Genomic DNA, 18,351 nt, shown 5'->3' with positions numbered 1-18,351 from the left:
GGGCTGTCTGTGCCGCCGTCCGGGGGTATCTCTTGTATTTGGTTGGATTTATTAATGCCGCCCGATCTTCAGTCGGGCCATGGCCCGGGCCAACGCCGCCTTGGAGTGGTAGTACTCCTGGATGCTCTGTTTCTGGCGCAGACGCTCCTCGGCACGCAGTTTGGCGGCCTCCGCACGCTTGCGGTCCACTTCCTCGGGATGTTCCGCAAAGCCCACCAGAAGGATCACATAGTCTGGTTTGATCTCTGCAAAGCCAGATCCCACCACGGCGCTCTCCCATACGCCCTCATTCTCATAGCGCAGCTCGCCGGGCTCGATGGCGGTAACCACCGGCTCGTGGCCCGGATAGATCCCCATCTCCCCGTCCACGGCGGGGATGATCAGGGCGTGGGCCGGGCCGATGTAAAACTGCCGCTCCGGCGTAATGATCTCCAGATAGAAGCTGGTCTGGGCCATTATACCGCCCCCATCTTCTTCGCCTTTTCCACGACCTCGTCCACATTGCCCACCATGCTGAAGGCTGCCTCCGGATATTTGTCCAGCTCGCCGCCCAGAATGGCCTCAAAGGATCGGAGGGTATCGGCCAGCTTGACGTAGCGGCCCTCCAGTCCGGTAAAGGTCTCGGCCACGGAGAAGGGCTGGGAGAAGAACTGCTGGATACGCCGGGCCCGCTCCACGGTGCGCCGGTCCTCCTCGGAGAGCTCCTCCATGCCCAGAATGGCAATGATGTCCTGGAGTTCCCGGTACCGCTGAAGCAGCTCCTGGGTCCCACGGGCCACCCGGTAGTGGCGCTCGCCCACCACATCGGGCTCCAGAATGCGGGAGGTGGACTCCAGCGGGTCCACTGCCGGATAGATGCCCTGCTCCACGATCTTACGGGAGAGAACGGTGGTGGCGTCCAGATGGGCAAAGGTGGTGGCAGGTGCGGGGTCGGTCAGGTCGTCCGCCGGGACATAGACCGCCTGCACCGAAGTGATGGCCCCGTCCTTGGTGGAGGTGATGCGCTCCTGCAGGGCGCCCACCTCGTTGGCCAGCGTGGGCTGATAGCCCACGGCGGAGGGCATCCGTCCCATCAGGGCCGAGACCTCCGAGCCAGCCTGGACATAGCGGAAGATATTGTCGATGAAGAGCAGCACATTCTGCTTCTCCCGGTCCCGGAAGTACTCCGCCATGGTCAGCCCGGTCAGGGCCACGCGCATACGGGCTCCGGGGGGCTCGTTCATCTGACCGAAGACCAGCGCGGTCTTGTCGATGACTCCGGACTCGCTCATCTCCCGCCAGAGGTCGTTGCCCTCGCGGGTGCGCTCGCCCACCCCGGTAAAGATGGAGTATCCACCGTGCTCGGTGGCGATGTTGTGGATGAGCTCCTGGATAAGCACCGTCTTGCCCACACCGGCGCCGCCAAACAGGCCGATCTTGCCGCCCTTGGCATAGGGCGCCAGCAGGTCGATGACCTTGATGCCGGTCTCAAACACATCCACCACCGGCCGCTGGTTCTCAAAGGCCGGGGGCTGCCGGTGGATGGACCAGGTCTCGCTGGCCTTGACCGGCCCCTTCTCGTCGATGGCGTCTCCCAGGACGTTGAACATCCGCCCCAATACGCCCTCGCCCACGGGGACGGAGATGGGCCCTCCGGTGGCCGTGACCTCCATGCCCCGGCCCAGGCCCTCGCTGGGAGAGAGCATGATACAGCGCACGGTATCTCCCCCCACATGCTGGGCCACTTCCATCACCTGGCGCTTTCCTCCCAGCTCTACCTCCAGGGCTTCCTTGAGCTCCGGGAGCGTGCCGTCAGAAAAGGCCACATCCACCACAGGTCCCATGACCTGTACGATGGTTCCTTTGTTCTCACTCATGATATCGCATCCCCTTTCGGGCGTTTCCTGTCTGATTCTGCTTGTGCCGCCGTCCGGCGGAACTGCGGCCTAAAATGACTCGGCCGCCTGGGCGCCGCCCACCACCTCGGTGATCTCCTGGGTGATGGCGCTCTGGCGCGCCCGGTTGTAGGAGAGGTTCAGCTTTTGAAGCATGGCCCTGGCATTGTCGCTGGAGGACTTCATGGCGGTCATGCGGGCATTCTGCTCCGAGCAGTAGGACTCCACCATAGCGCCGAAGAGCACGCCTTTCAGATAGCCCGGCACCAGGCGGTCCATGACGGCCCGCACCGATGGGACATAGGTCACATCCCGGTTATAGCAGTCCCGGTTTTCCTCATAGTCCGGGAATACATCCGGGTCCAGCGGCAGGATCTTATAGGCAGTGGGCTCCAGGCGGAAGGAGTTGATCATATTGGTAAAGAGGACATAGACCTCGTCCAGCTTCCCGTCCAGATAGAGCTGCATCAGCACCTCCGACATATCGCGGGCCCGGCTGATGTTGGGATTCTGCGCGGTATAGAGAAATTCTCCGTCGATGGGGATGCCCCGCTCGGTAAAGTAGGAGCGCCCCACCTGTCCTACCACAAAGAGGTAGGAGTTTGGCGTCTTTGCCATCCGCTCCTCTGCCATCTTCAGAATGTTGTGGTTGTACGCGCCCGCCAGGCCCTTATCGCCGGTGATCACGATATAACCTACCTTCCGCCGCTCCGGCGGGATACCGGGCCGCTTGTCAAAAAAGCGGTGGTCGATCTCCGGCGAGTGGTGGAGGATATCCGAGATGGTGGTCTCGATCTTATGGAAGTAGGGCTCCACATCGCTGAGCTGCTTGCGCGCCTTGCGCAGGTTGGAGGAGGAGATCAGATACATGGCGTTGGTGATCTTCAGCGTCTGCTCCACGCTCTTGATATGGGTCCGGATCTCCTTTATGCTTGCCATGTGCCGCTCACCCGCCTCTTGCTCTCCTCCAGGGCCGCGCGGATGGTCTCAACGGCCGGAGCGCTCAGGTTCCCGCTCTCCTGAATATCTGCCATCACGTCGGCGTGCTCCTCCTCCATCTCCGCGGCAAAGGACAGGAGGAAGTCCCGCACCTTCTCCAGCGGCACATCGTCCACCAGGCCGTTGGTGGCCGCATAGAGGATCACCGCCTGGCGGTTCACCGGCATGGGATGGTAGAGGGGCTGCTTGAGCAGCTCCAGAAGCCGCTTTCCGTGGTCCAGCGCCTGCTGAGTGGCGGCATCCAGGTCCGAGGCGAACTGGGTGAATACCTCCAGTTCCCGGAACCGGGCCAAATCGATGCGCAGGGTACCTGCCGTTTTCTTGACCGCCCGGGTCTGGGCCGCGCCGCCCACACGGGAGACCGAGAGGCCCACATTGACGGCGGGCCGCTGCCCGGCGAAGAAGAGGTCGGTCTCCAGATAGATCTGTCCGTCGGTAATGGAGATGACATTGGTGGGAATATAGGCCGACACATCGCCCGCCTGGGTCTCAATGATGGGGAGCGCGGTCATAGAGCCGCCGCCGTACTCCTTGGTCAGGCGGCAGGCCCGCTCCAGCAGGCGGGAGTGCAGGTAGAAGACATCTCCGGGGTAGGCCTCTCGTCCGGGCGAGCGCTTGAGCAACAGAGAGAGGGTCCGGTAGGCCACCGCGTGCTTGGAGAGATCGTCATAGACGATAAGCACATCTTTGCCCTTCTCCATAAAATACTCGCCCATGGCCGCTCCGGCGTAGGGCGCGATGTACTGCAAGGGGGCCGAGTCGCTGGCCGTGGCCGAGACAATAATGGAATAATCCATCGCGCCGTGCCGCTTCAAGGTGTCCTGGATGCGAGCCACCGAGCTGGCCTTCTGGCCAATGGCCACATAGATGCAGATGACGTCCTGCCCCTTCTGGTTCAGGATGGTATCCACCGCAATGGCGGTCTTGCCGGTCTGCCGGTCCCCGATGATCAGCTCACGCTGTCCCCGTCCAATGGGAACCATGGCGTCAATGGCCAGTATTCCGGTCTGAAGGGGCACATTGACCGGCTCCCGGGTGACCACACCGCTGGCCTCGTGCTCGATGGGGCGGGTCTCAGTGGTCTCAATGGGACCCAGGCCGTCAATGGGGCTGCCCAGAACATCCACAACCCGGCCGATCATGGCCTCTCCAACTGGGACGTCAGCTGCCCGTCCGGTGCGGCGCACCACCGTACCCTCCCGGACGCCGGCGTCGCTGCCCAGCAGCACTACGCCCACGCTGTCCCGGGCCAGATTCATGACCATGCCCTTGACACCGGTCTCCAGTTCCACCAGTTCGCCGTAGACCGCCTTGTCCAGTCCATAGACTGTGGCAATCCCGTCGCCTACCTCCAGGACAGTGCCCACTTCATCCCGCCGTACGCGGGTATCATATCCGGCGATCTCCTCCCGCAGGAGGGCGACGATCTCTTCCGGTTTGGTTTTCATGCCATTCGCCTCTCTTCCAGATACCGGCTCAGGCCGGCCATCGCACCGCGGACGCTCTTATCGTACCGGATGCCCTCCAGCTCCAGGGTAAATCCCCCCACAAGGGAGGGATCGGTGCGGATCTCAAATTGGATGTCCGCCCGGTGGTGAAGCTTGCACAGGGCCTGGCGGATTCGCTCCAGCTCTTCCTTCTCCGGTGTGCGGACACAGGTCAGGACACACCGCGCCGTATTCTTCTCCCGCAGCTCCAGAGCCCGGAAGGCTTCCAGGATCTCGGGCAGCAGCGCCATCCGGTCCTTCTCCGCCAACAGGCGGTAAAAGCGCAGCAGGGTCCCATGTCCGTCTAGCTCCGGCAGACGGCCCAGCAGGCGCTTTTTCTCCTCCGCGCGCACGGTGGGCGCACAGAGGGCCGCCCAGAGTTCGCTCTGTCCCATGAGGGCCTCCGCAGTCGCCCGCAGTCCCGTCTCATCGGGCATCACCTCATAGAGGGCCTGGGCATAGCGGCGTGCCAGCTCGCTCATGTACGTTCACCTACTTCCGCCAGGAAAGATTCCACCATGGCCTGCTCGGCCGCGGAGTCCATGGCCTGTCCGGCCACCTTCCCGGCAGCCAGCAGAGCAAGGGCCGCCACCTCATTCCGTGCGCCCCGCAGCATGGCCTTCCGCTCCTCCGCGATCTGAGCCTGGGCCTGGCTGTGTACCTGCTTGGCGTCCGTTTCGGCCTGGGCCAGCCTGGCCTCATAGGCCCGCTGCGCCCGGTTCTGGGCATCGGCCACCAGCTTGGAGGCCTCCTGCCGGGCGTCCGCCAGCTTGGCCTCATACTCGCTGCGCAGCTCTTCCGCCTGGCTGTGCTGGATCTGTGCCGATTCCAGCTCTTCCCGCACCAGGGCGGCCCGCTGCTCCAGCACCGCGTTGACCCGCCCAAAGAGCAGCTTGCGCAGGATGACATAGAGCACCAGCAGGTTGATGACGGTAAACACGATGGTGGAAACTTCAAATTCCAGCATGGGGTACGCCCCCTTAACCCATAAAGATGACGAGCAGGGCGGTAATGAAGCCAAAGATGGCGGTACCTTCTGCCAGAGCGCAGCCCATCAGCAGGGCGCTGTTGATCTTTCCGGCCGCCTCAGGCTGGCGGGCAATGGCCTCGCTGGCCTTTCCGGTGGCAAAGCCGATGCCGATACCGGCGCCGATGCCGGTGAAAACCGCAATTCCCGCAGCAATGATTCCCAGTGTCATAGTAATTTCCTCCTCAAAATATACTGTCCGTTACGCTTCTTCCTCTTTGATGCCCTCTCCGGTAAAGAGAGTGGTGAGGAATACGAAGACCACCGTCTGGATCAACCCGTCAAACAGGTCGAAATAGAGGCTGAATACCGCCGGCAGCACCACGGGCACCAGAAGCTTGATCATCTCCATGATGATAAACGCGCCCAGGATGTTGCCGAACAGACGCATACACAGCGCCAGGGGCCGGATGGCCACCTCCATGAGATTGATGGGGATGAGCAGAGGCATCGGCTCGGCAAATTGCCGCAGGCCGCCCAGCAGTCCCCGATACCGGAACTGTGCCCCATAGATCAGCACCATGCTCATCAGAGCCAGGGCTGCCGTCACGCTGATGTCCTTCGTGGGCGGGGTCAGCCCCACGATCCCAATCAGGTTGGACACACCGATGTAGAGTGCCACCGTCCCCAGATAGGGGGCGAAGGGTCTCCAGTGCGTTCCGAGATTGGTCTTTACAAACCCGTTGAGAAACTGCACCGCGCCCTCCAGGGCGATCTGCCCCTTGCCTGGATTTTGTACCCGCAGGTTCCGTGTCAGAACCAGCGCGCACACGATGAGGGCTGCCATGACAATCCAGGTGACTACCACCGACTCGGCCACCGGGATACCGCCCAGTACCGGGATTGTAAAGGCGATCCGGTTGCCCAGCTCCTCCACCAGCGCTTCCTTGAATCCATCCAAACACATCACCTCGTTTTCGCGTGTGCTATCATACTCCCGCGCCGTTTCTTTGGGAATCCTTTGGAAAGTAAAAAAAGTATGGAACATAACCCAAAGCGGAACCGTTCCCCCTGGGTTCCCAAGGTCTTAGGCCAGAACGGTCCCCTCCGGGAAGGCACAGCGGAAGACCCGGCGGACCAGGGGGCCGGCGATCAGGAGCTGGAAGGGCAGCGCCATCACAAAATTGCGGGGAATATTGATGAGCCATTGGAGGGGCACTCCGCTCCACATCCCGGTGTGCACCGCCCCCTCACAGGCTCCGTACAGGGACATGATCAGCACCATGGGGACCACCATACAGCCGGAGACACACACCACCTTCTTCAGAGGCGAGTCCTGAGGCCGGACCAGGAAGCGAAAGGCAAATCCCTTTGCCAGCCGGGACACCAGAAACCAGTCGCAGCACATGGCAAAGACATAGGCAATGGGGAAACCCAGCCAGGCCGCCGCCACAACTTCCAGACTGACCGCTCCATATTGGAGCGCAACATTGTACAGGCACATCCAGAGCACCATGGTAAAGCACATCAACACCGTATAGATGAGGCTCTCCCGCTTATTCTGAGGCATCGTTCATTCTCCTTATCGAAAAAAATTTCGGCCCGTTCCGGCCGCTGCTCAAACAGGATACCAGAGATGGCTCCGCCTTCGTAATAGGGAGTTCTTCCGAACTTTTCGTCTTCTATCTTCGCCGGTTTTCTTAAACTTGACGAAACCAGACGCATTTGACACCGGGTTGTTCTTTTCTTATACTGGTAGAGAAAGGAGTCTTTCCACCATGTCTGTACCCTCCCGTTCTTCCCTCCGTGCACAGCTTTTATGGCTGAATGTGATCATTGTATCCTGTTCCATCGCCCTTTCGCTGGTGGGCACACTGTATCTCACCCTGCGCAGCGAACGCCGCGCGCTGGACAACAGCCTGCTCAACTCCGCCTCCATCCTGTCCCGGGTTCCTCTGGTGGCCGAGGTTCTGGACGGAACTTCCTCCAGAGAAGAGCTGGCGGCCTTTCTCAATGACACCACGTCCCATGTCTCCGACATCGACCTGATCCTGGTGGCCGATACGGAAAACCGGATCTATTATGCGCCCGACTCCGTCTTCCTCGGAACCCACTATACCGGTACCGCGCAGAACGCCGTCCTGGCCGGCGCATCCCCCTACACCTCCAACGAGACCGGCCCCATGGGATCCGATCACTCCGCCTATGCCGCGGTCCGGGATGACAGCGGAGCGCTGCTGGGCTTTGTGGTCGTGGGTGTCTATGTCCGCAGCATGGCCGTCCTCACCTTTCAGACCATCCTCCGCTTTGCGGGGATCGGTCTGCTCTCCGCCGCCCTTGGCTCTCTGCTGGCAAACCAGCTCTCCCGCCGCATCAAGGCCTCCCTCATGGGGTATGAGCCGGACGCCTTTGCCCGGCGCTTTCACCAGCGCGAGGACATTCTGGACGCGCTGGAGGAGGGAGTCCTGGCCATTGACCGGGAGGAGACCATCATCTTTCTCAATACCGCCGCAGCCCAGATGCTCTCTCTGGACGAGGAGGGTGTGGTGGGCAAATCCCTCCATACCGTCTATCCCCGCTCCACGCTGGACCGGGTCCTGCGCACCGGAAAGCCGGAGTACAATGTCAGTATGAGCTCCCTCAAAGATGTCCGGGTACTCTCCGACCGGCTGCCCCTGTATGAGGATGGCCGCCTCGCCGGTGCGGTGGGCATTTTCCGCAACCGCACCGAAGTGACCCGTCTGGCCGACGACCTCACCGGGGTGCGGCACATGGTGGACGCCATGCGGGCCTATACCCATGAATTTATGAACAAGCTCCATGTGATCCTGGGCCTCCTCCAGATCGGGGAGCCCGAGAAGGCCCAGCAGTACATTATGGACACCAAGCGCACCCAGCAGGAGGCGGTCAGCCGCATCATGCACCAGATCGGAGAGCCCTCCGTGGCCGCCCTTCTGGTAGGCAAAACTAGCCGGGCCGGGGAACTGGGTATCCGCCTCACCCTGGACCGGGAGAGCTTCCTGCCGGAGGGCAGCCCCTGGCTCCCCCCTGACGCCTACGTGACCATTCTGGGCAATCTCATTGAAAACGCCATCGAAGGCCTCAACCAGTCCCCCCGGGACAGCAAGGAGATCACGGTCAGCATCCGGGAATCGGAGGCCTCTCTGCTTCTGTGCGTGGAGGATACCGGCCCCGGCATTCCCGCCGAGATCCAATCGCACCTCTTTGAGCGGGGCCGCTCCACCAAGGGGCGGGGCCGCGGAACCGGCCTCTCTCTGGTGCAGGAGGTGGTCTCGGCCTATCACGGCGAGATCCGGGTGGAGTCAGAGTCCGGGATCGGCACGTCGTTTTTCATTACCTTCCGGCGGGATGATCCCGCCGCTCCAGAGGAGGAGTCAGATTGTATCAAGTCGTAATCGTGGAGGACGACCCCATGGTGTCTCTCCTGGACAAGACCTTCACGGAAAAGGACCCCCGATTTACCGTGATCCAGACCTTTTCGGAGGGGCGCAGTGCGTTGGAGTGGCTCTCCTGTCACCCCGCGGATCTGCTCATTTTGGATGTGTACATGCCCCTCCTCACCGGGATGGAGCTGCTCCATGAGCTGCGCGCCCGGGAGATCGAATCGGACGTCATCATGGTCACCGCCGCCAATGACGCAAAAACGGTGGATGCGCTGCTCAAGCTGGGGGTAGTGGACTACCTGGTCAAGCCCTTTACCTGGGAGCGTTTTCAGCAGGCCCTGGATACCTTCTGCCGCCATCGCCAGGCCGTGGCCGGGGAGGCGGTCAGCCAGGATGCGCTGGATCAGCTCTTCGCCCCCTCCGCCTCCTCCCCGGAGCATCCGGTTCCCAAGGGCGTTCAGGAGAGCACGCTGGAGCGGATCCGCACCTGCCTGCGCACAGCCCCGCCCCAGGGGCTGCCCAGCGAGTCGATCTCACGTCAGACCGGACTCTCTGTGGTGACGGTCCGGCGCTATATGAACTATCTGGTGGAGCGCGGCGAGGTGGTCAGCAGCTTCAACTACGACACCGGCGGACGCCCCTGCCGCCTCTACCGCTACCCCGGCCTCGCGTGAAAGTCCTTCTATTTTCCACCATGCGGGCATATCCTGTGGAAAGAAACGCAAAGGAGGCAGGAGCATGGAGCTCTCCGGAAGCAAACAGGAGACCCTGACACGCCTGGCCGTGTGTGTAATCGCGGCCCTGATCCTCTACTCCAGTGCAAAACCCCTGTGTTCTGCCCTGAAACTCCCACTGTGGGAGGAATACCGCCCCTGGTTGGAAAAAAATCGGATTCAGGCCATTGCCGTGGTATCTGCGGTCCTCTTTGGGCTCTCTCTGGCGCTCTTTCCCCTGGAAGCCAAGCCGGAGGAGGAGCCACCCCCCTGTGAGGATGATTTCCAGCCCGTGGCATAGAAAAACGCCGCCTCTGCATCCTTTTGTGCAGAGGCGGCGTATCCTATTTTTATCGGAATTTGGGCAGAAGGGCCGCGCCGATGATCCCGGCATCATTTCCCAACTGGGCCCGCATCAGGCGGGTGCGGTGGGCGTTGTTCCGGGCGTAGTCCTCCCGGTTGAGAATATAGCGGACGGGCGCCATCAGCGTCTCGCCCTGGTTGGAAATCCCGCCGCCGATGCAGAAGATCTCGGGCTGGAAGATGTTCACCAGGCTGGCCACGCCGCAGCCCAGGTATTCGATGTATTCATCCACCACCTGGCCTGCCGTGGCATCTCCCATACCTGCCGCTTCAAAGGGAATGCGCCCGTTGACCTTGGACAGGTCCCCTTCCGCCAGCTTCCACAGCAGGGAGTCGGGGTTTTGCTCCATGCTCTCCCGGGTGCGCCGGATCAGGGCCGTGGCCGAGCAGTAGGTCTCAAAGCAGCCCCTGCGGCCGCAGGTACACAGCCGCCCGCCATGCTCCAGCACAAAATGCCCCACTTCCATCCCGGCATAGTTGAAGCCGGTATAGAGCTTGCCGTTGAATACCGCGCCGCCGCCAATACCGGTGCCCAGCGTAATGGCCACCATGGACGTGCTTCCCCGTCCGGCGCCTACAGCATACTCGCCCAGGGCGGCTGCGTTGGCGTCATTCTCCATGTAGATGGGAAGCCGCTCCGGGAAGTGCCGGCGCAGCAGGTCCACCAGAGGCACATTTTCAAAGTCCAGGTTGCTCCAATACTGGACGACCCCCCGCTGGGGATCAATGGTGCCCGGAGAGCCGATTCCCACAGCGGCCAGTTCCTCCCAGGACACGCCGGCCTGCTCAGCCGCCAGTCTGGCCGCGGCTGCCATCGTATCCGCCACCGCTTCCGCTCCCCGGGGTGTGGGGATATTCCCGCGGCCCAGAATTTCACCCGCTTCGCTCACCACCGCAGCGGCGATATTGATTCCGCCCAAGTCGATACCCAGATAATGCATACTGCACAACCTCTCTTCCGGTCAGGTTGTGCTCATTGTACCATACTTCCTATCGGAATGCAAAAGGCTGCATTTGCTCCCTGCCTTTCGCCCCATCAGATGAAAGGCCAGGGCCACCGCGCCGCTGATGATCAGAAAGGCATAGAAGCTGATTCCCCGGCTCACCAGCATGGCAGGGGTCACCAGTCCCGCCCCAAAGATCGGGGCAAAGGCCGCCACAAATCCCCCTTCCGCCGGCCCCACTGCGCCGGGCAGAGGGAGGGAGGAAACTGCCAGCGTCACCAGCGCCTGGGTTCCCAGAAAGAGCGCCGGTCCCGTTCCGCTCAGTCCGAACGCCCGGTACACCACATAGGGCACCGAAAAGACCGCCGTGAGCTGTAAGGCATTGAGCCCCAGAAGCATGGGCAGAAGGGCCGGGTTGCGCCGCAGGACCCCGGCTCCGGCCGCATATTCCTCCATCTGCCGCGCCAGCTTCTCGCCCGCGCCCGCTCGGTCCCGGATGATGTGGACCCGGTTCAGAAGATCCAGAACACCCCCTGCAAGCCGTCCGGCCAGATGGGGAAAACACAGAAAAGAGAGCATTCCGGCCGTCAGCGCCCCCATCACCGCCGCGCCGTACAGGAGCAGCAGGCCCAGGCCGCCTCCCATCCCCTGGCGCAGCGCCGGCAGAAAGAGCCAGGCACACAGGGCATAGAGCAGTACCGTGATCTGATAACAGATGGCAATGAGCATCATATTGAGCGCTCCGTGGGCGGCGGGGACTCCGTCCCGGGACATATAGTAGATCTGCGCCGGCTGCCCTCCCGTGGCCGACGGCGTGATGGAACTCACATAGAATCCCACAAAGGAATAGCACAGGCAGCGGCGGTAGGGCGTCCGGTGCCCCAGCCGTCCCAGAATCAGGCGGGTACACATGGCCTCACATCCCACAAAGACCAGCATCAGACCCAGTCCCAGCAGTACATAACGTCCATCCACCCGGTGCAGGATCTCCAGCAAGCTGCCCAGCGGCTGATCCCGCAACAGCACAAAGCCGGTCACTCCCATCAGGACTGCCAGCAACAGGACGCCGGCCAGATTTCTCTTATTGGACATACCCTTCACTTCCTTTGTTCTACCGTTCCGGGAATCAGGCACACACTTCCGCCTCCCGTGTCATGGCTTCCAGAATGCGGGCGAGCCCCGCAGCCTGCAACTCCCGCTTGCGCGCCCGCATGCGGGCCGACATCTCCCCAAGGGCTCGGTCGTCATAGAGCAGTCCCTGGATGGCCGCCAGGCACTCCTCCGGCTCCTTGGCCGCCGCACGGGCCAGACCGGAGCGAAGCAGGAAGCGGGCGTTGTTCTTCTCCTGCTGGAGAAAGGGCTCCCACAGCAGCAGGGGCAGCTCGGCAAAGATGCTCTCAAAGACCGTGATGCCGCCGGGCTTGGTGAGCATCAGGTCAGCCTGTTCCATATACTCCCACACCCGGTCGGTAAAGCCCACCACCTCAATGTGTTCATACCGCCCGGAAAGCCGCTGGTAGAGCCGCTGATTGTGGCCGGTAAGAATGGTGGTGCGCACACCGGGCAGTTCATCCAGGGCGTCATAGAAGGAGTCCTTCTTGGGCAGCAGGCCCAATCCGCCGCCCATGATGAGCAGACGCCGCTCTCCGCCGCCCCGGCGGTGGCTGATGGTGCGGAATTCCTCTTTGACCGGGATCCCCGTCACGTGGATGCGCCCGGCCTCCACCCCTTTCTCCATCAGCCGCTCCTTGATCTCCCGGCTCCCGACCAGATAGCCGTCGGTCCGGCTGTGGAGCCACTCATTATGGGTGGACAGATCGGTCACACAGGTGACCAGCGGCAGGCGGTCACCGCTCTCCTCTTTATAGCGGGAGACCAGACCGGCACAGATGGGGTGGGTCGCGATCACCGCATCGGGCCGCTTTTCCCACAGCAGCTCTTCCAGCTTGTCCAGCATAGGCCGGTCCAGCGGAGAATGGGTGTCGGAGGGCAGTCGGTCCGCCATACGGTAATAGGCATTGAACAGCCCGTATCCATAGGTCACCAACAGGTCAAACGCCTTGTAAAGGGCCTCGGAGCTGTTCGGCATGGCATAGGCAAAAAAGTCCAGCACCTCCGTCTCCGCTCTGGGAAAATCCCGGCTGATCTGCTGCCGCAGCGACTGTGAGGCGGACCAGTGTCCCAGTCCAAATTTTCCGGTGAGTATGAGGATCTTCATGGCGCTCCCTCCTTTATGGCCTAAAGTATAGCAGGCAAGTCTTTAGAAAAAGACAACCGAAATCTTAAAAAGCCTTTAAGGATATGTGAAAATCCTCTGACACTGCCCTCTGTTCCGAAAAGAAGACCGGTACAGAGCCTTTTCCGCTCTATACCGGTCTGAAAAATACACTATTTGGATGTCTTTGGAAGTCTGGCCCATGCGCTTCCCCTGGGGCGCTGGGGAAGACTGGCCGTAAAACAGGTCCCCTGTTCCCGTGTACTGGTCACCGTCAGTTTTCCGCCGTGGACCTCCACAATGGTACGGGCAATGGCCAGTCCCAGTCCGTATCCGCCCTGATCCCGGCTGCGGGCACTGTCCGCCCGGTAAAAGCGCTCAAACAGGTGGGGCAGATGCTCCGGCGGAATGGGCTCCCCGGTATTGTGGACCATCAGACGTACCCGTTCCTGCTGCCGGGTCAGGGTCAGACGTACCGCACCGTGCTCTCCGGCGTATTTTACCGCGTTGTCCAGCAGAATCATCACCAGACGGCGGAGCTGTCCCTCATCCCCCTGGAGAAAGATCCCGGGCTGGATCTCACTGTCCAGCTCTACCCCCGCCTCGAAGGCTACCGACTCAAAGGGGAGCAGGCATCCCAGCGTGAGATCGCTCATGGAGAGCTGAGCATAGACCAGCGGCAGCCTGGCGGCATCATTCTTGGCCAGGAAAAGCAGGTCCTCCACCAATTCCTTCATGCGTCCCGCCTCTTCCTGGATGAAGGTGAGCCACTTCTTCTGCTGTTCCACGGAGTCTTCCGGGTGGGAGAGCACAATGCCCGCATTGGCCAGAATGACCGTAAGTGGCGTCTTAAGCTCATGGGAGGCATCGGCCACAAACTGCCGCTGCTGCTCCCATGCCTGTTCCACCGGGCGCAGGGCCAGCGAGGACAAAAAGAGACTCACAATAAAAAAGCACACCAGGGCCCCCGCTCCCACCAACAGAGAGGTGACGACCAGGTCCATCAGGTTTTCCCGCTCCCAGCGCATATCGGCAAAGGCAATGCGGAGCTTTCCATCCCGGTCCCACTCCACCAGATAGCGCAGATGGCTGGGTTTGGTAATGGTTCCCTCGGGCACACCCTGCTTCTGCACTTCCTCGACCGCCTGCTCCAGCGCTTCCTGGGAGACCTGTACATTTCCTCCGGGGGCATAGGAGTCGATATTTCCGTTCTCATCCAATACCACCCCAAATACCGGTACCATCGCCAGCTGACGGGCATCCGGGTTTCCTCGTCCCGCTCCCGGCTCCTCCCCTTCCGGTAGATCAATTTCAATTTCAATCTGCGGAGGGGCCATACCTTCCGCCCATTTCAGGGCCAGGCGCATGGCGGAGACACTCTGTCCACGCAGACGCTGTGATGTGGAACCCAGCAGGGCGCCGAACACAATCAGCAAAACCAGACTCACCAGCATCATATTGATGAGGATAAACTTTCGCCTCAGCTTCTTCAGCATGACGGTGCCTCCGTCAACTCAGAGGGATATCCAGGTGATAGCCTACCTTGCGCACCGTTCCGATCCCCACTCTGGAGTTCAAAAAATTCAGCTTTTTACGCAAAAAGGAGATGTAGACCTCTACATTGTTATCCTCCGCATCCGATTCCATTCCCCACACCTTGGAGATGATATCCTCCTTGGGTACCACGGCCTTGGGCGCCGACATGAGGAGCTTGAGCACATCGAATTCCTTAAAACCCAGGCGCACCGACTTCCCCGCACAGGAGAGGCAGCGGGTCGAGAGGTTCAGGGAGAGATCCGACACGGTCAGACACTCCGAGAGGACCTCACCCTGCCGGCGCGTCAGGGCCCGCACCCGGGCCAGCAGCTCTCCGGCGTCGAAGGGCTTGGTCATGTAGTCGTCCGCTCCGCAGTCCAGACCGGTGATCTTGTTACTGGTCTCATCCCGGGCAGTCAGCATCAGAATGGGGGTGGAGATGTGGGCTGCGCGGAGCCGCCGGGCCACCTCAAACCCATCCAGCCGGGGCAGCATCACATCCAGAATCACCAGATCATACTGTCCGGAAAGGGCATAGTCCAGCCCATCCGCACCATCGTCCACCAGATCCGTCTGGTAATGCTGTTCCTGCATGATCTGACCCAGGGTTTCGGCCAGACGTCTCTCATCCTCCACAATCAAAATACGCACCGCGTTTCCACTCCTTCTGTTTTTTGCCATTGTACTCCATGAAGCTGAACCTAGTCTGAAAAAAGAATACCATCTCTCATAGAAAAAAGAATCACTAAACTGTAAATCTTCCCCGGATAACAAAACATCCCCCGCAGTCCAATGGACTGCGGGGGATATCCTAGTTCGATCAGTCGAAGATGGTCTGGTCGTCCACGGGGGTCTCAAGGGCCTTCAGGGCCTTCTCCACCAGCTTGTAGCGCAGCTCGAACTCCTCCTCGTGGGTGAGAGCCGGGTTGCCCAGGGGGTGGGGAATGGCGATGGTGGGCACGATACGGTTGGCGCCCACGGTCATGGAAATGGGGGTAACGGTGCACATGTGAACCACAGTGACACCAGCGCGCTCGATCTCTTTAACCATCGTTGCACCGCAACGAGTGCAGGTGCCTCACGTAGAGGTCAGGATGGCGGCCTTAATGCCGGCATCCCGGAGCTCTTTACCGATGGCCTCGCCGTACTTCTTGGCGCTGGCGACGGCGGTGCCGTTGCCGACGGTGGTGAAGAAGTAGGGATAGATGCCGCCGATCTTGCCTTCCTTCTCCATCTTGCGCAGCACGTCGACGGGCAGGACGCGGTCAGCATCCTCGTTGGCGTAGACCGGGTCATAGCCGCCGTGAGCGGTCTCGTGGTCGGCAGCAGTCAGATCCTCGAAGGAGCTGATGTCATAGCGGCCGAACTTGGAGGCGGAGGAGGACTCGATGTGGTCGGGGTTGCCCTTGGGCACGATGCCGCCGGAGGTCACCAGAGCGATCGTGGTGTGAGCCAGATCGGTGATGGCAGCGCCGGGAGCGACACGGTCGAAGGAGGGCATGGGGAACTCGGTGGTGTAGGGCTTGCCGGCGAGCTTGTTGAGGAGCATCTTCACGGCACGGGTGGAGCCGCGCTCAGCCTCGAAGAAGTTCACGCGCAGGCCGTTGGGCATGTAGCCCTCCTCGGCGGAAGCGCCGATCTTCTCGCCCTTAGCCAGCTTGATGGCCAGAGAAGCCATCTTGGGAGCAGCGTCGCGCATGCCGGCAGCGCTGTTCTTGGTGGCGATGATATAGACCTTGTTCTTGAACATGTCGGCGCCGGGGTTCTCCTCGTACATACCGGTCACGACGGGCAGGTTCAGCTCGTCCTTCACGGCAGCAGCGACGGTACCACAGGCCACGCCGTAACGGCCGGCGTTGAACGCGGGACCGCAGACCACGACGTCGGGCTTGGCGTCGGAGATCATCTTCAGGACGGTCGCCTTGGCGGTGTCCAGATTCTCGTTGAAGTAGGAGTCGCCGCAGATCACGGTGCCCACCACTTCAGCCTCGCCCTTGAACGCAGCGTTCAGAGCCAGGCCGGGGCCCACAGCACCCTCACGGTACTCGGGGGCGTAATCAGCCTTCTCCTCGCCGCCGATCTGGGCGAAGAACTGGTTGATATAATGAACAACTCTCAGACTCATAGCAGTTCCCCTCCTTATCTGGCGCTGAGCTTGTTGAAGCCCATCTCATTGGTCGCGCCGGTGATGACCTGCAGCTCGGCGGTGATGGAACCGTCAGCTTCCAGAGCGCCGTCGAAACCGCCGGCGATGATGTTGGCAGCCTCGGGATGGCCGATGACCTTGTCCATCTTGGGCAGGTGGATGACCATGTTGGCGTTGCCGCCGGTGACCACGGCGTCAGCAGCGGGATCGGCGTCAGCCAGGGACTGGGAAGCGCCGTCGCGGCCAGCGTACTCGTCGGTGATGATGACGGTCTTGATGCCGGCAGCCTCCAGCTTCTTGCAGTTCATGATCAGGTCGGTATCGGGGTTACCGAAGCCCTCCTGGGAGACCAGAGCGCCGTCCAGCTCCAGGAACTGAGCCAGCTTGGTGGACCAGTCGGAGGAGCGCTCCTTGTCGGCCAGGTAGACGTTCTCGTTGGTGATGATGACACCCACGAAGTTCAGGGTCTTGCCATGCTGCTCCAGCAGGTCATGGATGACGGGGTTATTCAGGTGATGATAAGTGGTGTTCTTATCACAGGCGGACACGCAGTTGCCGCTCAGGATGGCGCCGTCCATGGTCTCGGTGGGGTTCAGGATGGTGGGCATGGACTTCTTCATGTCAACGCCGTACACATAGGTGTCGTGCAGCAGGCCCTGGCTCTGGAGCATCAGCACATAGCCGACGCGGGGCAGGTCAGGATACTTCTCCTTGCCGCTCATGACACCGCTGGTCTCATAGACCTTGGTCTCGTCGGGGGTGACATCCTTGCCCAGAGCGCCCAGGTAGGCAGCGGCCTTCAGGCCGGCCATACGGATGGCGTGCTCGTGCTGGTGCTGCTTGATGCCCTCCTTGGGCTCGCAGATCATAACCAGGTTGTTGAGCTTGGAGAAGGGGGTATACTCGGCGCCGGGGCCGGTCATGTCGATGATACCCTCCTGGAAGCCAACCACCTTACCGGTGGTGACCACGGCGCAGCCCTTGAGAACATGGGTCTTGCCGCTGCCCACGGTGGTGACCTTGGAGATCATGCCGGGGAAGACACCGCCGGAGCCCTCCACCTTCACACGGGGCTCGATGACGTCCTTGACAGGGATGATACGCACGGACTCGCCGGGATGAACCACCTCGAAGTCGACCGAGGCCAGGTCCTCGTCCTCCAGCAGCAGAGCGCGCAGCTCCTCCACGTTGACGTAGAGGGTGCCGTTCTCCACCTTGGAGCAGTCGCCGAGCTTAATGTCGCTGATGTGAATTTCGCCTAATTCCAGCCGCATAAGTCTCACTCTCCTTATTGTAGTTGTGGGGCGATGGCCCCGTCTATCAGCCGAAAATCGATCTCTGCAAAGTCTTCCCGCATGTCGGCCGGGGCATCCTCTCCCCGGTGGAACCGGGGCGGAAACTGCCGGCACACGTTGAGCGCTGCCTCGATCAATTCCAGTGACTCCAGATCCAGTGCCCCGGACGCGTCGTCCAGCGCAACTGAGCGGAAGGGGGTCTCATTGGGCTTTACACTGCCGGCCAGCGGATGGGTCAGCAGCTTGTGGCCCTGATGGACCAGATCCCGCACGTGGATCAGTACGTCCACATGTCCGCCCTCCACGTACTGGAGGGTGCACAGAGATCCGAACTTTTCCCGGACCTTCTCGTTGTTTGTCACCAAAAGCAAGACAGTCTCTCCTTTGCAAAAAAACAGGGGCAGGGTA

The 18,351-nt window shown here is 61.2% G+C and carries 20 protein-coding genes; 3 read left to right on the top strand and 17 right to left on the bottom strand.

The genetic code is table 11. The annotated features are described in order from the left end of the window. Positions 1-51: 51 nt before the first annotated feature. The 9 genes from atpC to GPK94_RS12975 all read right to left on the bottom strand — a co-directional run bounded on the left by atpC (position 52) and on the right by GPK94_RS12975 (position 6,897). Positions 52-456 (bottom strand): ATP synthase F1 subunit epsilon, encoded by a 405-nt coding sequence (atpC, locus tag GPK94_RS13015; RefSeq protein WP_215656019.1) that lies wholly within the window; start codon positions 454-456, stop codon positions 52-54. Further along, positions 456-1,856, bottom strand: a complete 1,401-nt coding sequence (gene atpD, locus GPK94_RS13010) for a F0F1 ATP synthase subunit beta (protein WP_101691352.1) — start codon at positions 1,854-1,856, stop codon at positions 456-458. Before atpD ends, atpC begins: the two co-directional genes overlap by 1 nt. A 69-nt stretch (positions 1,857-1,925) precedes the next feature. Beyond that, complete coding sequence (gene atpG, locus GPK94_RS13005) at positions 1,926-2,813, bottom strand: ATP synthase F1 subunit gamma (RefSeq protein WP_101691353.1); 888 nt, start codon at positions 2,811-2,813, stop codon at positions 1,926-1,928. Then, positions 2,801-4,321 carry a F0F1 ATP synthase subunit alpha gene (atpA, locus tag GPK94_RS13000; RefSeq protein WP_215656018.1) on the bottom strand — a complete coding sequence of 507 codons (1,521 nt, stop codon included), beginning with the start codon at positions 4,319-4,321 and terminating at the stop codon, positions 2,801-2,803. The genes atpG and atpA overlap by 13 nt, the downstream gene beginning before the upstream one ends. Next, positions 4,318-4,842: an ATP synthase F1 subunit delta gene (gene atpH / locus GPK94_RS12995; RefSeq protein ID WP_215656017.1), complete on the bottom strand. Its 525-nt coding sequence runs from the start codon at positions 4,840-4,842 to the stop codon at positions 4,318-4,320. The genes atpA and atpH overlap by 4 nt, the downstream gene beginning before the upstream one ends. Further along, complete coding sequence (atpF, locus tag GPK94_RS12990; protein ID WP_101691356.1) at positions 4,839-5,327, bottom strand: F0F1 ATP synthase subunit B; 489 nt, start codon at positions 5,325-5,327, stop codon at positions 4,839-4,841. The genes atpH and atpF overlap by 4 nt, the downstream gene beginning before the upstream one ends. 13 nt (positions 5,328-5,340) lie before the next feature. Further along, positions 5,341-5,559, bottom strand: a complete 219-nt coding sequence (gene atpE, locus GPK94_RS12985; RefSeq protein WP_101691357.1) for an ATP synthase F0 subunit C — start codon at positions 5,557-5,559, stop codon at positions 5,341-5,343. A gap of 30 nt (positions 5,560-5,589) precedes the next feature. Further along, a complete protein-coding gene (locus tag GPK94_RS12980; protein ID WP_101691584.1) occupies positions 5,590-6,294 on the bottom strand; it encodes a F0F1 ATP synthase subunit A in 705 nt (234 codons plus the stop codon). 120 nt (positions 6,295-6,414) lie between these two features. Next, positions 6,415-6,897: a DUF2798 domain-containing protein gene (locus tag GPK94_RS12975; RefSeq protein ID WP_215656016.1), complete on the bottom strand. Its 483-nt coding sequence runs from the start codon at positions 6,895-6,897 to the stop codon at positions 6,415-6,417. Positions 6,898-7,105: 208 nt separating this feature from the next. Here GPK94_RS12975 and GPK94_RS12970 point away from each other — a divergent pair, with 208 nt between their 5' ends. The 3 genes from GPK94_RS12970 to GPK94_RS12960 all read left to right on the top strand — a co-directional run bounded on the left by GPK94_RS12970 (position 7,106) and on the right by GPK94_RS12960 (position 9,745). Then, entirely contained in the window at positions 7,106-8,743 is a 1,638-nt protein-coding gene (locus GPK94_RS12970; protein WP_215656015.1) for a sensor histidine kinase, read from the top strand. Beyond that, the gene (locus tag GPK94_RS12965; protein WP_193537766.1) at positions 8,728-9,405 is read left to right on the top strand and encodes a response regulator; all 678 of its coding nucleotides are present in this window, start codon (positions 8,728-8,730) and stop codon (positions 9,403-9,405) included. The genes GPK94_RS12970 and GPK94_RS12965 overlap by 16 nt, the downstream gene beginning before the upstream one ends. A gap of 64 nt (positions 9,406-9,469) precedes the next feature. Next, entirely contained in the window at positions 9,470-9,745 is a 276-nt protein-coding gene (locus GPK94_RS12960; protein ID WP_101691361.1) for a hypothetical protein, read from the top strand. A 49-nt stretch (positions 9,746-9,794) separates the two neighbouring features. Here GPK94_RS12960 and GPK94_RS12955 read toward each other — a convergent pair whose 3' ends face one another. From GPK94_RS12955 to GPK94_RS12920, 8 genes are all read right to left on the bottom strand, one after another. Continuing rightward, entirely contained in the window at positions 9,795-10,748 is a 954-nt protein-coding gene (locus tag GPK94_RS12955) for an ROK family protein (protein WP_101691362.1), read from the bottom strand. A 21-nt stretch (positions 10,749-10,769) separates the two neighbouring features. After that, positions 10,770-11,843 carry a lysylphosphatidylglycerol synthase transmembrane domain-containing protein gene (locus GPK94_RS12950; protein ID WP_215656014.1) on the bottom strand — a complete coding sequence of 358 codons (1,074 nt, stop codon included), beginning with the start codon at positions 11,841-11,843 and terminating at the stop codon, positions 10,770-10,772. A gap of 34 nt (positions 11,844-11,877) precedes the next feature. Then, on the bottom strand, positions 11,878-12,969 hold the full coding sequence (locus GPK94_RS12945) for a glycosyltransferase (RefSeq protein ID WP_215656013.1): 1,092 nt from the start codon (positions 12,967-12,969) through the stop codon (positions 11,878-11,880). 170 nt (positions 12,970-13,139) lie between these two features. After that, positions 13,140-14,462, bottom strand: a complete 1,323-nt coding sequence (locus GPK94_RS12940) for a HAMP domain-containing sensor histidine kinase (RefSeq protein ID WP_215656012.1) — start codon at positions 14,460-14,462, stop codon at positions 13,140-13,142. A gap of 13 nt (positions 14,463-14,475) precedes the next feature. Beyond that, positions 14,476-15,153 carry a response regulator transcription factor gene (locus GPK94_RS12935; protein WP_193537773.1) on the bottom strand — a complete coding sequence of 226 codons (678 nt, stop codon included), beginning with the start codon at positions 15,151-15,153 and terminating at the stop codon, positions 14,476-14,478. A gap of 169 nt (positions 15,154-15,322) precedes the next feature. Further along, entirely contained in the window at positions 15,323-16,627 is a 1,305-nt protein-coding gene (gene grdB / locus GPK94_RS12930) for a glycine reductase complex selenoprotein B (protein WP_215656011.1), read from the bottom strand. Between the two features lie 14 nt (positions 16,628-16,641). Beyond that, the gene (locus tag GPK94_RS12925; RefSeq protein WP_101691367.1) at positions 16,642-17,922 is read right to left on the bottom strand and encodes a glycine/sarcosine/betaine reductase component B subunit; all 1,281 of its coding nucleotides are present in this window, start codon (positions 17,920-17,922) and stop codon (positions 16,642-16,644) included. Positions 17,923-17,936: 14 nt separating this feature from the next. Further along, complete coding sequence (locus GPK94_RS12920) at positions 17,937-18,305, bottom strand: GrdX family protein (protein ID WP_328821063.1); 369 nt, start codon at positions 18,303-18,305, stop codon at positions 17,937-17,939. Positions 18,306-18,351 lie beyond the last annotated feature (46 nt).

It is taken from the genome of Pseudoflavonifractor sp. MCC625 (assembly GCF_018784545.1).
Taxonomy (GTDB): Bacteria; Bacillota; Clostridia; order Oscillospirales; family Oscillospiraceae; genus Pseudoflavonifractor_A; species Pseudoflavonifractor_A gallinarum.
Note: the sequence above shows the minus strand (reverse complement) of the source record. Positions and strands in the feature narration are given on the sequence as shown.

Coding starts and splice junctions, on each gene's coding strand:
- atpC (WP_215656019.1), bottom strand. CDS start 456: ATGGCCCAGACCAGCTTCTATCTGGAGATCATTACGCCGGAGCGGCAG.
- atpD (WP_101691352.1), bottom strand. CDS start 1,856: ATGAGTGAGAACAAAGGAACCATCGTACAGGTCATGGGACCTGTGGTG.
- atpG (WP_101691353.1), bottom strand. CDS start 2,813: ATGGCAAGCATAAAGGAGATCCGGACCCATATCAAGAGCGTGGAGCAG.
- atpA (WP_215656018.1), bottom strand. CDS start 4,321: ATGAAAACCAAACCGGAAGAGATCGTCGCCCTCCTGCGGGAGGAGATC.
- atpH (WP_215656017.1), bottom strand. CDS start 4,842: ATGAGCGAGCTGGCACGCCGCTATGCCCAGGCCCTCTATGAGGTGATG.
- atpF (WP_101691356.1), bottom strand. CDS start 5,327: ATGCTGGAATTTGAAGTTTCCACCATCGTGTTTACCGTCATCAACCTG.
- atpE (WP_101691357.1), bottom strand. CDS start 5,559: ATGACACTGGGAATCATTGCTGCGGGAATTGCGGTTTTCACCGGCATC.
- GPK94_RS12980 (WP_101691584.1), bottom strand. CDS start 6,294: ATGTGTTTGGATGGATTCAAGGAAGCGCTGGTGGAGGAGCTGGGCAAC.
- GPK94_RS12975 (WP_215656016.1), bottom strand. CDS start 6,897: ATGCCTCAGAATAAGCGGGAGAGCCTCATCTATACGGTGTTGATGTGC.
- GPK94_RS12970 (WP_215656015.1), top strand. CDS start 7,106: ATGTCTGTACCCTCCCGTTCTTCCCTCCGTGCACAGCTTTTATGGCTG.
- GPK94_RS12960 (WP_101691361.1), top strand. CDS start 9,470: ATGGAGCTCTCCGGAAGCAAACAGGAGACCCTGACACGCCTGGCCGTG.
- GPK94_RS12955 (WP_101691362.1), bottom strand. CDS start 10,748: ATGCATTATCTGGGTATCGACTTGGGCGGAATCAATATCGCCGCTGCG.
- GPK94_RS12950 (WP_215656014.1), bottom strand. CDS start 11,843: ATGTCCAATAAGAGAAATCTGGCCGGCGTCCTGTTGCTGGCAGTCCTG.
- GPK94_RS12945 (WP_215656013.1), bottom strand. CDS start 12,969: ATGAAGATCCTCATACTCACCGGAAAATTTGGACTGGGACACTGGTCC.
- GPK94_RS12940 (WP_215656012.1), bottom strand. CDS start 14,462: ATGCTGAAGAAGCTGAGGCGAAAGTTTATCCTCATCAATATGATGCTG.
- GPK94_RS12925 (WP_101691367.1), bottom strand. CDS start 17,922: ATGCGGCTGGAATTAGGCGAAATTCACATCAGCGACATTAAGCTCGGC.